This is a genomic window from Xanthomonas sp. SS (assembly GCF_014236835.1).
Taxonomy (GTDB): Bacteria; Pseudomonadota; Gammaproteobacteria; order Xanthomonadales; family Xanthomonadaceae; genus Xanthomonas_A.
Genome location: NZ_CP051190.1, coordinates 902,947 through 917,025, shown reverse-complemented (window position 1 = coordinate 917,025; position 14,079 = coordinate 902,947). Strand labels below are relative to the sequence as shown.

Below are 14,079 nucleotides of genomic sequence, written 5' to 3'. Positions count from 1 at the left end.
CGACGCGCGCTTCCTGCACGATGGCCCGCCGCCGTTCGCCGATCCCGGCGCGCCGCCGCAGGCGTCCTTCGACAGCGCAGCCGACGCGCAACAGCCGCCACCGGCACCACCGGGCGAAGCCAATCCTTCCGCGTTCGGAACCGCGATGCGCGCGGCAGGCTCGCGCTGGCGCGAGCGCGGGCTGGCCCCGGCGTCGCCGCTGCTGGGCGGCTTCACCGCCGCACTGCAGCAGCCCGACGGCCGCTGGCGCAGCGTGGTATCGCCGCCGCGACGCTTCTCCACCGCGTTCAAGACCCAGGTCGCGCTGCTGTTCGTCGCCGGCCTGCTGGCGATGCTGCCGCTGGCGTGGTGGTTCTCGCGCGCGTTGGCCGCACCGATCAAGCGCTTCGCCGAAGCCGCCGACCGGCTCGGCCGCAATCCCGATGCGGAGCCGCTGCAGCGCAGCGGCCCCAGCGAAATCGTGCAGGCCGCTGACTCGTTCAACGCCATGCAGGCGCGCCTGAACCGCCTGATCAACGAGCGCACGCACATGGTCGCGGCGATCGCCCACGACCTGCGCACCCCGCTGGCGCGCCTGGCGTTCCGCCTGGAAGGCCTGCAGCCGCCGCTGCGCGACAAGACCATCGCCGACATCGACGAGATGAAGGCGATGATCTCCGCCGCGCTGGACTTCATCCACAACGACAGCCGCCGCGGCACCCGCGCACCGCTGGATTTCCGCCTGTTGGTGGAGAGCGTGGTCGACGATGCCAGCGACACCGGCGCCGAGGCGAGCTTCGTCGCTGGCCAGGCCATCACCCTCGATGGCGATCCGTTATCGCTGCGGCGCATGGTGATGAACCTGCTGGAGAACGCATTGAAGTACGGCAAGCGCGCGCGCCTGCAACTGCACCGCGACGGCGCCGACTGCGTGCTGTGGATCGACGACGACGGCCCCGGCATCGACCCGGCCCAACACGAGCAGCTGTTCCTGCCGTTCTTCCGCGGCGAGAACTCGCGCAACCGCGACACCGGCGGCATCGGCCTGGGCCTGTCGGTGGCGCACAGCATCGCGCTCGCCCACGGCGGCGAAATCACCCTGACCAACCGCTCCGAAGGCGGGTTGCGGGTGTGTGTGGAGTTGCCGTGCCAGGCGGCGGCTGTCTAAGACAGCGACAGCATTACGGGGCCACGGAGTGTGGTGCAACATCGGCGCGACAGGATGCACGAGCCGATACCCAGGCTCCGTTGCAGTTCCAGCAAGCGTGCGCTCCCCCACCCCCGATACCGTGCACACGGCAAAAATCATCGGCCTTGAGGGCTTTGGCGCCTGAATCAAGCCGAGCCGCGAAGCGGCTTCGGCCTGAATAGACCATCAGGTTTCTGCGTCCAATTGATGAATGTAGAGCTTTTTCGCGTGTGGCCGGACATCCAAGAAATACTGAGTGTCGCAACCCCTGCAGCTAGCGGGATGATCTTCATCACTTCCCCGCTGGCTATCCAGCGCCACAGCCACTATCGGGTAACCACATTGCATGCAGCAAAAGGCTAGATGGTCGCCATCGGAATCAGCAGCGATCACGATGCCGTACGCGTCCATTATCAGAAAGTCAGTAATCGTCATGATTCCACAGAATCCTTGATATCCTCAGCGCCTGAGCCCAATACCCGAGTTGGACCGCGCCATAAGCAGCCTCGGCTTGAACGGATTGTCCGGGGGGTCACTTGTCTTGTCCAATCCAGAGGCGATTGCCGTCCGGATCCTCAATCCGAAACTCGGTCATGTCGCAGAACGTCTTGTCTGCATCCGGGACGTCCAGGCCGTTCTTGCACGCACGCCTGTGGAAATCCTGCAAGTTCTCCGTATAGAGATAGATGACAGAAATCCGGGGAATGTCTGGATGAAGATTGATGGATTGATCGACCATGAGCCGGCATTCGCCACAATAAGGCATGGCCCAGCCCCAGTCGTCGTTCCGGCTCTCAACCGAGAGCCGAGCTTCTCGTAGAACTCGACGCTCGCCGGCATGCTTGCAACGGGCTGCATTGGAACGAGACGCTTGAGACTCATATGAACCCTCCTCGATGGATTGCAGGACTCCAGGCCAGGAGAGGCCAACCAATCAGTGTCGCAACGCGCGCCCGGCCCTGACCAGGCAGACACCCACCAACAACATTCCGACGCCTACGCTCAGTGGTACTAACGGCTCAAACACGCCCTCTGGCGGATCGACAATGGCCGTTAGAACGCGAACCATCTGGAAAGCCCCAAGCAACGCCGCGATGGTCCCCGCCAGCAGGGCAAGAGCCGCCGCAAGCCTTCGTAGCTTTTCCATTGCACATCGCCTGAATTAGGCCGAGCCGCGACGCAGCTTCGGCTTGAATGACGTGTCGGACGCCACACCGAACCACGCGATGCACGTGAGCGTGACTGGAAACACTACGCCTCCGACCGGAAGTTGGGATTAGATGTGTAGCTCCCAGGAACGATCTCGCCACGGTCATCCACGCGCCAGGCGCCCTTGATTGCGTGAGGCGGAACTGCGCCATTCGGGTCGTACCGACTTGAAATCTCGTACACCCATCCGCCCGGATTGGCTTTTGCTTCACGGACCATGTCCTCCGGGAACGCGTGGCGCGGTTCCGCAGCGCCTTTGGAGAATAGATTTCTGAAAATTTTCATGAAGCCTGGTGTCCGAGTTACGCAGCGCCGCAAAGCGGCGTCGACCTGAACAACTTGTTAGGCCTTGGCGGCTGGCCCGAGTGGGAGATACACATCCGTGATCATTTCATGCTCTTGAACATCCGGACCGACGTTGACGTAGTGGAAAAAGATGGGAAACGCTCCGCTGACCTCGCCGCTGTTCGGAAGCCAAGCGCGACCGAGGTATTCGGCGGTGGCGTTATGCCGGCGAGAGCCCAAATGCCGCGCGAACGCGCAACGAAGGCGGGGAATGACCTTGGCCACCACCCCTTCTTCGTTCGGCTCGATCGTGCCGTTGTACGACACACAGAAGTCGACACGGTGCTTCTCGGGAGCAACGCGAGCAGGGTCAGTGTGATGAACTCCAAACGTGCGGGCAAGCTGAGGTGAAATGCCGTTGCGTATACGCCACAGGATCAGATGCTTGGAGCTCTCGTACTCCAACTCTGGCGGCCCGTAATGCTCAACCGCGGCCACGGCGGTTTCGGAGAACTCGACGATTTTCACTTCCATAAAGCTTTCTGGCAGGTCCAACGCCTGAATTAGGCCGCGCCGCAAAGCGGCATCGGTTTGAGAATTGTTAGGCGTCATCGGGAAAGTAGCGAAAATGGCCTACTATCTTATAGGCGAAGAGGATGTCGTCTTCAGCAGTGCCGGCACCAATATTGTGGAGTATCAGGAGACGGTCGCTGCTTGGCGCATGGCGATCCGAGACGATTCCGATGTGGGGCAATCCGCCAGCCAGCCGCCACGTCACCAAGTCGCCGGGACGATAGTCCACGGCACGGTCGCTGATCGGCAGCGATGCACCCTCGCGGGCCAGGAACCGCTCGATGTTGGGCACCCGCCGATGATCGATGTTGCTGTCGGTCGATTGGCTTCCCCAAAGCTGCGGATACGCCGAAAAATTCCGACGCATGTCCTCATGGATCAACTGCTGAAAATCGATCCCGAGATGCCTGTAGGCGCGAATGACGACATCGGTGCAGACGCCACGGTCGTTGGCGACATCTCCGCCCGGATAGGCGATGGTGTAGTACTTGGGATCGTAGATCTCTCCCAAGGACATTCTTTCTCGGCTGGCCGCAATGATGGCACGGGCATCGGCAGGCAAGCTTGGCCGAGCCGGCGCGCGGGCAGCCGAATCATCGGAAGTGGACGCTCGTGGAGCACGGATCTGCTCCTCTTGCTGCGGCTTGCACGCGGTGATGGCGAGTGCGATGCAGATACTGGCACCGACAATTACACGAAATTTGGGCATGGCACCTGACACCAAAATTAAGCAGCCCGCAAGGCGGATTCGTTTGAATGAACTGCTGGGCATGCTAGCGCGTCACAGCATCCCGCCATTCGAGCAACTTACGCGCCGCCAAATCCGAGCGGTCTTGCGTGTCGGGAAGGCCCATATTCTGGTCGGCCAGTTGCACAAGGTGCTTTGAGATTTGAATGGCGTCAGCGCCGTCCCAAAGTAGGCCACAGACATGATCGATATACCCGTCGTACTCGTCCCTGGCCTGCACCGATCCGGATACGCCGATCGGATCCCATATGTAATGCAGGACCTCACCTACAGCACGTCGCAACACTTGCTCCTCGGGTCCCAATCGATCTTCCATGGCCTGCCTGACTATTGTTGGACCGCCAAGCGGTCTTGCGCCGAGTATCCACCATCGATGGCGGCCTGGAAAAAAGCCGTTCCTATATCAACGACTTACCGGATGGCCTGCAGGCAATTCTATCGGCGCGAGGCGCGACCCGTTCGTGACGGCGACCCACGCTCCCGAGGACAGGCCGGCGCGCTTGAGGCGCTTATCTCGCGATGTTGCGATCCAAGCCGCTCCGCAGAGCAGGCAGCGACGCGCAGGACAGCGACCGCATCGAACGCAGCCGGCGGTCTCCGATCAGTAAGCGAACTCAGTGAATACCGGATCGACGTTTTCCTGCCAAGCCCCGTGATACAGCGCCAGCTTGCGCTCGGCCGCGGTCTCGCCGGCGTGCAGGATCTCCACCAGCGGTTCCAGGAAGCGCGATTCGTCCTGGCCGTCGCCGTTCAAACGGGCGCGGCGGCGCAGGCCGTTCAGGGCGATCTTCACCGACTCGGCGGCGAGGTCCTGCACGGTGCCGTTGCGGAACGGCAGCTTCAGCGCCTGCTTCGGCACGCCGTCGCGCAGCGCGTGGCGTTCGACCAGGCTGAAATCCTTGACCAAGTCCCAGGCTGCGTCCAGTGCGGCATCGTCGTACAACAGGCCGACCCAGTACGCCGACAGCGCGCACAGCCGGCCCCACGGGCCGGCGTCGGCGCCGCGCATTTCCAGGTATTTCTTCAGCCGCACTTCCGGGAACGCGGTGGTCATGTGATCGGACCAGTCGCGCAGCGTCGGCAGCGCGCCCGGCAACGCCGGCAGCTTGCCCTGCATGAAGTCGCGGAAGCTCTGCCCGCTGGCGTCGACGTAGGTGCCGTCGCGGTAGGAGAAGTACATCGGCACGTCGAGCAGGTAGTCGACGTAGCGCTCGTAGCCGAACCCATCTTCGAACACGAAGTCGAGCATGCCGGTGCGGTCGGCGTCGGTGTCGGTCCAGATATGCGAGCGGTAGCTGAGGTAGCCGTTGGGCTTGCCCTCGGTGAACGGCGAGTCGGCGAACAGCGCGGTGACGATCGGCTGCAGCGCCAGCGACACGCGGAACTTCTTGATCATGTCCGCTTCGCTGGCGTAGTCCAGGTTGACCTGCACCGTGCAGGTGCGGGTCATCATGTCCAGGCCGAGCGAACCGACCTTGGGCATGTAGTTCTTCATGATCTGGTAGCGGCCCTTGGGCATCCACGGCATCTCGTCGCGGCGCCACTTCGGCTGGAAGCCCATGCCGAGGAAGCCCAGGCGCAACTCGTCGGCGACCTGCTTGACCTCGTTGAGGTGGCTGCCCACTTCCACGCAGGTGTCGTGGATGGTTTCCAGCGGCGCACCCGACAGCTCCAGCTGCCCGGCCGGTTCCAGCGTCACCGAGGCGCCGTCGCGCAGCAGCGCGATGGTGTGCCCGCCTTCGCGCACCGGCTCCCAGCCGAAGCGGGTCAGGCCGGTGAGCAGGGCCTCGATGCCGCGCTCGCCTTCGAAGGTCGGCGGGCGCAGGTCGTCCAGGCGGAAGCCGAACTTCTCGTGTTCGGTGCCGATGCGCCACTGCGCTTCGGGCTTTTCTCCGGAGGCCAACACCTCGACCAGTTCGTTGCGGTCGGTGATCGGCGTTTCGGCAACGTGGCTTGGGCTCGACAAGGGCAGGCTCGCACGGAAGATGAGGCGATGTGGGGATGGAACGCCCGCCTCGCAAGGCCCGCACTATAACGTGACCGGCGCCAAGCCCACATCGCTACCAGCGGTGCTGCAGCATTCCACGGATCCGCCCGGTCGGCGCCGGCGAGAGTGAGACGCAGCACCGCCGGCCGCGCCGCCCTCGGCTAGGCTGCAGGCCTGTTCTCCGCCATGCAGGCCTCCGATGCGCCCCGCCCATTCCGAACTGCATCGCGCCGATCGCGCCGGCTGGCTGCGCGCCGCGGTGCTCGGCGCCAACGACGGCATCCTGTCGGTGGCCGGGCTGGTGGTCGGTGTGGCCAGCAGCGGCGCGCCCGCGCCGGCGGTGCTGGCGACCGGTATCGCCGGCCTGGTCGCCGGCGCGATGTCGATGGCCGCCGGCGAATACGTCTCGGTGCAGTCGCAGGTGGACACCGAACGCGCCGACCTGGCGATCGAGCGCCGCGAACTGCGCGAGGATCCGCACAGCGAGTTGGAAGAACTGGCCGGGATCTACCGCCAGCGCGGGCTGGACGCGGCGCTGGCGCGGCAGGTCGCCGAGCAGCTGACCGCGCACGATGCGCTGGGTGCGCATGCGCGCGACGAACTGGGCATCACCGAGACCCTGCGCGCGCGGCCGCTGCAGGCCGCGCTGGCATCGGCGGCCGCGTTCTGCTGCGGCGCGGCACTGCCGATCCTGGCCGCGCTGCTGGCGCCGGCCGGGCGCCAGGTGTGGGTGACGGTCGCGGCGACGCTGCTCGGGCTGTCGCTGACCGGCGCCTTGGCGGCACGCGCCGGCGGCGCCTCCGGTGCACGCGGCGCGGCGCGCGTGGTGTTCTGGGGCGCGGCGGCGATGCTCGCCACCGGCGCGGCCGGCCGCCTGTTCGGCGTACAAGTCTGATCCGACGCTGCGCAGCCTGGACCAGGGCGATTCCTTTCCGGCACGGCAGCGAGCCTGGCCGCCTCGATCAAGCGGCGGCGACGCGTAACGCCAGGGCGACACCACCGTCGCGACTAGAGGGCACCTCTAATAACCCCCAAAAGCTCTGTCTAAGCACTCGCAAGTGATTGATGTGTCTAGCGTGCAATTCTCGGATTGAGGTTATTAGAGGTGCCCTAGAATCGCCTTCGGCCGCGACCGCTTCTGATCGGAAATGCGCCGACCGCGGACCGCATCGCGCGCCGACGCCGCGCATGCGGCGCTGCGCACTGCGGTAGCATCGCCAACGATGGCCGACACCCACGACCCCGAATTCCTGCTGCTCGCGCAACTGGCGACGCTGGCGGAGTGCGAGCGCGCCGAAGGCTATGCCTGCATCACCGCGCGCCGCGAACACGGCGCAAGCTCGGTCGCCATTCCGCGGCCGCAGCTGGCGATCCTGCTGCAAGGCCGCAAGCAGGTGCGCACGGCGACACAGACGCTGGAATTCGCGCCGGGCGATCTGTTCCTGGTCACCCGGCGCTGCCGCATCGACGTAGTGAATATCCCCGACCCGCACAGCGGCATCTATCTGAGCGCGGTGATCCCGTTGTGCGAAGAAGCGCTGACCGCCGCGCGCACGCTGTGGAACGAACCGTTGCCGGCCGCCGGCGAGGAACTGGCGCGGCTGCGCACGGTCGAGTTCGGCAGCGCGCTGCTGCAGTGGCGGCAGGCGCTGCAGGACGGCCACTACACCGAAGCCAGGCTGGCGCTGGCGTCGCTGGTGGTCGCATTCTGCCGCCGAGGCCATGGCGGCTTGCTGTTGCCGCCGGCCCCGAGCATCGCCGCGCAGGTACGCGACTTGATCGCGGCCCAGCCGCAGCGCGCGTGGCGATCGCGCGATCTGGAAGACAGCCTCGGCCTGAGCGGCGCCACTTTGCGCCGGCACCTGGCCGGCGAGCGCACGTCGTTGCGCGAACTGATCACCGACGCGCGCCTGGCGCATGCGATGGAACTGCTCTACACCACCCGCTGGCCGCTGAAGACGGTGGCCGCACGCGCCGGCTATCGTTCCACGCGCAGCTTCAGCCAGCGCTTCCAGCAGCGCTACGGCCTGGATCCGGCGAGCATCGGCAACTAGAACCCGTTCGCAACCCAGCGAGCGCCGCGCGCAGCCGAATGAGCGAATCGCGCAGCGCCGTCCGCGCAGCATGCAGGCACCGCGGCGAATGCCGCTTCCGCTGGAACTCTCGATGCCTGTTTCCCTATCGCGCCCGCTGGCCTTGCTGGCGCTGGCCGCCGTGATCGCCTTGCCGCTGCCGCCGTCCGCCCATGCCGCCGCGCCGGCCGCGCCCGTCCAGCAAGTCCCCGGCGTGTACCGCCAGGCGATCGGCAGGCTGCGCGTCACCGCGCTGTTCGACGGCACGGTGCCGCTGCCGCGCGCGCAGTTGTCCAATCTGGACAGCGACGCGATCGCGCGCCTGCTCGACCACCGCTACGTACCGGAAACCGAGAAGGGGCTGCAGACCGCGGTCAACGCCTACCTGATCCAGGACGGCACGCACCTGACCTTGGTCGATACCGGCACCGCCGCCTGCTTCGGCCCCGGCCTGGGCCAGGTGCTGGCGAACCTGCGCGCGGCCGGCTATGCGCCGGCGCAGGTGGACGACGTGCTGCTGACTCACGCGCATCCCGACCACATGTGCGGCCTGCTCGATGCGCAGGGACAGGCCGCCTACCCCAACGCCACGGTGTGGCTGAGCGCGGCTGATGCCGCGTACTGGCTGGATCCGGCCAGCGAGGCGAGCGCACCGCAGATGCTGAAGTTCGCGTTCCCGCTGGCGCGCGCGGCGGCGGCGCCGTACCAGGCCAAAGACCGGCTGCGCCGCTTCCGCCCCGGCGATGCGTTGCCCGGCGGCGCGGTGGCGCTGGATACGCATGGGCATACGCCCGGCCACGTGTCCTATCGCTTCGATGGCGGCAGCGGCCAGCAGTTGCTGGTGTGGGGCGATCTGGTGCACTACCACGCGGTGCAGTTCGCGCAACCGCAGGCGTCGTACGAGGCCGACAGCGACCGCGCCGCGGCGATCGCCGCGCGCAAGCGGACCATGGCCCAGGCCGCCGACGGCGGCTGGTGGGTGGCCGGCGCGCATCTGCCGTTCCCGGGCCTGGGCCACGTGCGCCGCGACGGCGACGCGTTCGCCTGGGTCCCGGCCGAGTTCGCGCCGTTGCCGGCCATGCCTTGAGGGCGGCCTGCTTTCGGTGGGAGAAGGAAGAACAGCCGCGGTGCGCCTGTGCCTCTCTCTCCTCGGCGACCGAAGGAAGTCCCGTGGGAGAGAGGGGTTGGGATGAGGGTACGGCGCGAAAGCGACTCGCAGAGTTGGGTGCACGAGGCTGCGCCCGTACCCTCATCCGCCCCTGCGGGGCACCTTCTCCCGAGGGGAGAAGGAACAGCCGACTAGCCCCTCTCCCCTCGGGAGAGGGGTTGGGGTGAGGGTAAGGCGCGAAAGCGACTCGCAAAGTTGGGGGCACGCGGCTGCGCCCGGACCCTCATCCGCCCCTGCGGGGCACCTTCTCCCGACGGGAGAAGGGAACAGCCGCTAGCCCCTCTCCCCTCGGGAGAGGGGTTGGGGTGAGGGTAAGGCGCGAAAGCGTCTCGCAAAGTTGGGTGCGCGAGGCTGCGCCCGGACCCTCATCCGCCCCTGCGGGGCACCTTCTCCCGGTGGGAGAAGGGACAACCGACTAGCCCCTCTCCCACCGGGAGAGGGGTTGGGGTGAGGGTCCGGCGCGAAGCGTCTCGCGGAGTTCGAGTGCACGAGGCTGCGCCCGTACCCGCATCCGCCACTGCGAGCGCCCGGCATCGTGCATGCGATGCATGCCAACGCAGACAAGACGACCGCGTCCGCTATTCGCGATCGATCGCAAGCAGCGCATGCACGAAGACACCGGAGGTCCGGCGCCGCCGCGCTCATTCCGCGGCGGTCGGCTCCGTGTCCAGCCCCAGCCAGCCGCCGACGATGGCGCGCGCCTCGTCCACGCCCTGGCGGGTCTCGCCGGAAAACAGCTGCACGCTGACCGTGTCGCCGAAGGAACTGGACAGGTCCTTGCGCACCTGCTGCAGCGCCTGCGCCTGCTGGCCGCGGCCGAGCTTGTCGGCCTTGGTCAGCAGCGCATGCGCCGGCAATCCACGCTGCACCGCGTAACCGAGCATCTGCCGGTCGTAATCCTTCAGCGGGTGGCGGATGTCCATTACCACCACCAAGCCGCGCAGGGCATCGCGGGTGCGGAAATACTTGTCGATGAACGACTGCCAATGCGCCTGCAGTTCCAGCGGCACCTTGGCGTAGCCGTAGCCGGGCAGGTCCACCAGATAGCGCTCGGGCTGGATCTGGAAGAACACCAGCTGCTGGGTGCGGCCGGGGGTCTTGGACACGCGCGCCAGCGCGTTCTGCCGGGTGAGCGCGTTCAGCGCGCTGGATTTGCCGGCGTTGGAGCGGCCGGCGAAGGCCACCTCCCAGCCCCCGTCCTCCGGCAGCTGCCGGGGATTGTGGGCGGAAAGCAGGTATTGGGCACGTTCGATGAGGAGCGACATGGCGCTAGGATCGCACGTCCGCCGCTCCGGGCGGGGTTCGTTGACCGGCAGGGCGCCGCACAGGGATAATCGCGCGAGTGCGGTGGCCGACCTGGCAGCCGCGGGTCGGGTCACACGGAGCTTCAGCTAATGCGCCACGCTCGCGTTCTTGCCTTTGCCGGTCTAGCAATTTCCATCGCGGTCGCGTTCGCGCAGACCTCGGTGGTTCCCATTCCCGACAACGCGCCGGTGCGCACCGCACCGCTGGAAGGCGACGTCGGCAAAGTCGCCTGGGGCGATCCCAAGGCCGGCCAGGCCAAGGCCGCGGCCTGCGCCGCCTGCCATGGCGCCGACGGCAACCCGGCGCTGGCGATGTATCCGCGCATCGCCGGCCAGAGCGAACGCTACAGTTCGCGGCAGATGGCCTTGATCGCGCACGGCGAGCGCACCTCCGGCGCGGTGGCGGCGATGCTGCCGTTCGTGCAGCCGCTGAGCGCGCAGGACATGCGCGATATCGGCGCCTACTTCGCCACGCAGAAGGCCGGTGCCGGCATCGCCGACGACGCGGTGGTCAGCGAAGGCCCGTACGCCGGCATGAAGTTCTACGAGGTCGGGCAGCAGCTGTACCGCGGCGGCGATCCGGCGCGCGGGATTCCGGCCTGCATGGCCTGCCACGGCCCCACCGGCGCCGGCAACCCCGGCCCGGCGTATCCGCACCTGGGCGGCCAGCACGCCGACTACGTGGCGCGGCGCCTGCAGGAGTACCAGTCCGGCACCACCCAGGAACGCGACCAGACCCTGTTCAAGATCATGGCGCAGGTGGCCAAGCCCTTGACCGAGCAGGAGATGAAGGCGCTGGGCAGTTATCTGCAAGGCCTGCACGACCGCGCCGACGACGCGGCCGCGGCGCAGGCCGCACCGGCAGCGGCCGCGCCGCAACAGGCGGCGCCTGCGCAACAATCCTGAGCGTGCGCCGCCGTCGCGGCGCCGGACCGCTTCCCCCTCGCGCCGGTCGTCACGACCGGCGTTCGTTTTTTGCCATGGAGATCGCATGAACCGTCTGCCCCGCCTGCTGCTGTGCCTGCTCACCTTGTTGCCGCTGAGCGCCTGCGCGCAGCCCAAGACCGCCGCCCTGGTCGAAGGCGAGGACTACGCGTTGATCGCCAAGCCGCAGCCGTTCGCGCCGCTGGCCGGCAAGATCGAAGTGGTGGAGGTGTTCGGCTACACCTGCCCGCACTGCGCGCACTTCGAGCCGATCCTGGAAGAGTGGACGCGCAAGCAGGGCAAGGACGTGCGGGTGACCCTGGTGCCGGCCGCGTTCGGCGGTTTCTGGGACAGCTTCGCCAGCGCCTTCTATGCCGCGCAGAAGCTGGGCGTGCAGACCCGCAGCCACCACGACCTGTTCGAGGCGATCCACGACAAGCACAGCGTGCCGGTACAGAACGTGGCGCCGGAAGAGCTGGCCGCGTTCTACGCCGCGTACGGCGTCAAGCCTCAGGACTTCGTCGCCGCCTACAGCAGCCCGCAGGTGGCCGCGCAGGTCAAGGCCGCGCGCGACTTCGCCGCGCGCAGCGAGATCCCCGGTACCCCGGCGCTGGTGGTCAACGGCAAGTACCTGGTCAAGGGCAAGAATTTCCCGGACATGCTGCGCATCGCCGATGCGCTGGTCGCCCGCGAGCGCGCGGGCAAGTAATCCCGCACTAACCCGCACCACGGCGCTTCATCCACGCCATGGCATCATGCCGGGGTTGCCTGCCGCGCGTTTCGGCGCGGCCGGCGTTCTGCCCCCCATCCTGCTGGAGATGTCGCCGATGAAGACCCGCTTCGCCCTGACCCTGATGGCCCTGCTGCCGATCCTGGTCGCATGCAAGGCCCAGGACGGCTCTGCCGACACCGTCGCCCCGGCCGCCGACGCGCCTGCCGCAGCGCCGGCAGCGCCCGCCGCCAGCGACACCGCACCGGCCGCCACTGCCGACACCGCCTCCACCCCGGCTACCGATGCCGCTGCGCAGCCTGCCGCCGATGCGCCTGCCGCGCCGGTCTCGGCGCGTGCGCCGAGCGGGGCCGAGCCGGTCGCCGGCACCGACTATGTCGATATCGCGGGCGGCCAGCCGTTCCAGCCGACCAATGGCAAGATCGAAGTGGCCGAAGTGTTCGGCTACGTGTGCCCGGCCTGCGCGCGCTTCCAGCCGCTGATCGGCCCGTGGAAGGCCGGCCTGCCGTCGGATGTGCACTTCGTCTACGTGCCGGCGATGTTCGGTGGCCCCTGGGACGACTATGCGCGCGCGTTCTACGCTGCCGAGACGCTGGGCGTGCAGGAAAAGACCCACGAGGCGCTGTACAAGGCGATCCACGTCGACGAGACCCTCAAGGGCGAGCGCGGCAAGGACTCGGTTGAGGACATCGCCGGCTTCTACGCCAAGTACGGGGTGGACGCCAAGCAGTTCGCCGACACCATGGGTAGCTTCGCGGTCAGCACCAAGACCAGCCGCGCCAAGCAATTCGCCATGCGCAGCGGCATCACCGGCACGCCGTCGCTGATCGTCAACGGCAAGTACCTGATCAAGGGCAAGGACTACAACGACATCCTGCGCATCGCCGATCACCTGATCGCGCGCGAGCGTGCGGCGCTGGCCAAGTAAGCTCCCGCTCCCACCAGGCCGCTCTGCCGTGACTGCCCCCGCCACCCGCACGCTGCGCGTGCTCACCGCCAATATCCAGGCCGGCTCCAGCACGCGCCGCTACAGCGATTACGTGACCCGCAGCTGGTCGCATGCGCTGCCGGCGGGAAGCAAGCGCAGCAGCCTGGATGCGATCGCGCAGCTGGCCCGCGCGCACGACATCGTCGGCCTGCAGGAAAGCGATCCGGGCAGCCTGCGCTCGGGCTTCACCAACCAGACCCACTACCTGGCCGAGCGCGCCGGCTTCAACTACTGGAGCCACCAGCCGAACCGGCGCATGGGCGGCGTGGCCTCCAGCGCCAACGGCCTGCTCAGCCGGCTGGAGCCGGTCGAAGTGCAGGACCATCCCCTGCCCGGCCGGCTCGGCGGGCGCGGCGTGCTGCTGGCCAAGTTCGGCGACGGCGCGGAAGGATTGGCGATCGCGGTGGCGCATCTATCGCTGGGCGCCAACTCGCGCGCCTCGCAGTTGGCGTTCATCGCCGAACTGCTGTCCGACCATCCCAACGCGGTGCTGATGGGCGACTTCAACTGTGTCGCCGACCGGCCCGAAATGCAGGCCCTGTACAAGCGCACCCGGCTGCAACCGCCGGGCTGCGTGGTGCCGACCTTCCCCAGCTGGCGCCCGCAGCGCGCGATCGACCACATCCTGGTCAGCGACGGCCTGCGCTGCAACGAACAGCGCGCGCTACCGGCGGCGTTCTCCGACCACCTGGCGGTGGCGACCGAGATCGAAGTGCCGCAGGGGATGCTGCGCTAGCCAGCTGCTGGGTTTCCTGTGCGGCATGCATTCGCTGTGCTGCGGCGGAGGCGTCCCTGTAGGAGCGGCTTCAGCCGCGACCGGGCGTTACCGGTAACGCCCGGTCGCGGCTGAAGCCGCTCCTACAGAAATGCGGCGACTCGCAAGGAATTGTGGGAGCGACTCTGGATGGCCTAGGCCACCAAGA

General features: G+C 67.3%; 14 protein-coding genes and 1 pseudogene. 8 read left to right on the top strand and 7 right to left on the bottom strand.

Annotated features, from left to right (window positions below):
- Nucleotides 1–187 precede the first annotated feature (187 nt).
- A pseudogene (locus tag HEP74_RS22080) lies at nt 188–1,147 on the top strand (sensor histidine kinase); the annotation flags it as partial.
- A gap of 207 nt (nt 1,148–1,354) precedes the next feature.
- Here the strand turns inward: HEP74_RS22080 and HEP74_RS03895 are convergent.
- From HEP74_RS03895 to HEP74_RS03870, 6 genes are all read right to left on the bottom strand, one after another.
- Complete coding sequence (locus HEP74_RS03895; RefSeq protein WP_185815270.1) at nt 1,355–1,603, bottom strand: hypothetical protein; 249 nt, start codon at nt 1,601–1,603, stop codon at nt 1,355–1,357.
- A 97-nt stretch (nt 1,604–1,700) separates the two neighbouring features.
- Nucleotides 1,701–1,907 (bottom strand): VOC family protein, encoded by a 207-nt coding sequence (locus HEP74_RS03890; RefSeq protein ID WP_185815269.1) that lies wholly within the window; start codon nt 1,905–1,907, stop codon nt 1,701–1,703.
- 812 nt (nt 1,908–2,719) lie between these two features.
- The gene (locus HEP74_RS03885) at nt 2,720–3,274 is read right to left on the bottom strand and encodes an AraC family transcriptional regulator (RefSeq protein ID WP_185815268.1); all 555 of its coding nucleotides are present in this window, start codon (nt 3,272–3,274) and stop codon (nt 2,720–2,722) included.
- Nucleotides 3,264–3,944 carry a DUF1287 domain-containing protein gene (locus HEP74_RS03880; RefSeq protein WP_185815267.1) on the bottom strand — a complete coding sequence of 227 codons (681 nt, stop codon included), beginning with the start codon at nt 3,942–3,944 and terminating at the stop codon, nt 3,264–3,266. The genes HEP74_RS03885 and HEP74_RS03880 overlap by 11 nt, the downstream gene beginning before the upstream one ends.
- Nucleotides 3,945–4,008: 64 nt before the next feature.
- A complete protein-coding gene (locus tag HEP74_RS03875; RefSeq protein WP_185815266.1) occupies nt 4,009–4,299 on the bottom strand; it encodes a hypothetical protein in 291 nt (96 codons plus the stop codon).
- Between the two features lie 285 nt (nt 4,300–4,584).
- On the bottom strand, nt 4,585–5,949 hold the full coding sequence (locus tag HEP74_RS03870; RefSeq protein WP_185815265.1) for a glutamate--cysteine ligase: 1,365 nt from the start codon (nt 5,947–5,949) through the stop codon (nt 4,585–4,587).
- 220 nt (nt 5,950–6,169) lie between these two features.
- Here HEP74_RS03870 and HEP74_RS03865 point away from each other — a divergent pair, with 220 nt between their 5' ends.
- The 3 genes from HEP74_RS03865 (at nt 6,170) to HEP74_RS03855 (ending at nt 9,129) form a co-directional block, all read left to right on the top strand.
- Nucleotides 6,170–6,865 (top strand): VIT1/CCC1 transporter family protein, encoded by a 696-nt coding sequence (locus HEP74_RS03865; protein ID WP_185815264.1) that lies wholly within the window; start codon nt 6,170–6,172, stop codon nt 6,863–6,865.
- Between the two features lie 328 nt (nt 6,866–7,193).
- Nucleotides 7,194–8,024 carry a helix-turn-helix domain-containing protein gene (locus HEP74_RS03860; protein ID WP_185815263.1) on the top strand — a complete coding sequence of 277 codons (831 nt, stop codon included), beginning with the start codon at nt 7,194–7,196 and terminating at the stop codon, nt 8,022–8,024.
- A gap of 112 nt (nt 8,025–8,136) precedes the next feature.
- Nucleotides 8,137–9,129 (top strand): MBL fold metallo-hydrolase, encoded by a 993-nt coding sequence (locus tag HEP74_RS03855; RefSeq protein WP_185815262.1) that lies wholly within the window; start codon nt 8,137–8,139, stop codon nt 9,127–9,129.
- Between the two features lie 722 nt (nt 9,130–9,851).
- Here HEP74_RS03855 and yihA read toward each other — a convergent pair.
- Nucleotides 9,852–10,475 carry a ribosome biogenesis GTP-binding protein YihA/YsxC gene (gene yihA, locus HEP74_RS03850; protein ID WP_185815261.1) on the bottom strand — a complete coding sequence of 208 codons (624 nt, stop codon included), beginning with the start codon at nt 10,473–10,475 and terminating at the stop codon, nt 9,852–9,854.
- Between the two features lie 129 nt (nt 10,476–10,604).
- Between yihA and HEP74_RS03845 the strand changes: the two genes are divergently transcribed.
- The 4 genes from HEP74_RS03845 to HEP74_RS03830 all read left to right on the top strand — a co-directional run bounded on the left by HEP74_RS03845 (nt 10,605) and on the right by HEP74_RS03830 (nt 13,892).
- Nucleotides 10,605–11,420, top strand: coding sequence for a c-type cytochrome (locus HEP74_RS03845; protein WP_185815260.1), 816 nt, complete (start codon nt 10,605–10,607; stop codon nt 11,418–11,420).
- Nucleotides 11,421–11,505: 85 nt separating this feature from the next.
- Nucleotides 11,506–12,147: a thiol:disulfide interchange protein DsbA/DsbL gene (locus HEP74_RS03840; RefSeq protein ID WP_185815259.1), complete on the top strand. Its 642-nt coding sequence runs from the start codon at nt 11,506–11,508 to the stop codon at nt 12,145–12,147.
- 118 nt (nt 12,148–12,265) lie between these two features.
- Entirely contained in the window at nt 12,266–13,096 is an 831-nt protein-coding gene (locus HEP74_RS03835; protein WP_185815258.1) for a thiol:disulfide interchange protein DsbA/DsbL, read from the top strand.
- Nucleotides 13,097–13,124: 28 nt separating this feature from the next.
- On the top strand, nt 13,125–13,892 hold the full coding sequence (locus HEP74_RS03830; RefSeq protein WP_185815257.1) for an endonuclease/exonuclease/phosphatase family protein: 768 nt from the start codon (nt 13,125–13,127) through the stop codon (nt 13,890–13,892).
- Nucleotides 13,893–14,079 lie beyond the last annotated feature (187 nt).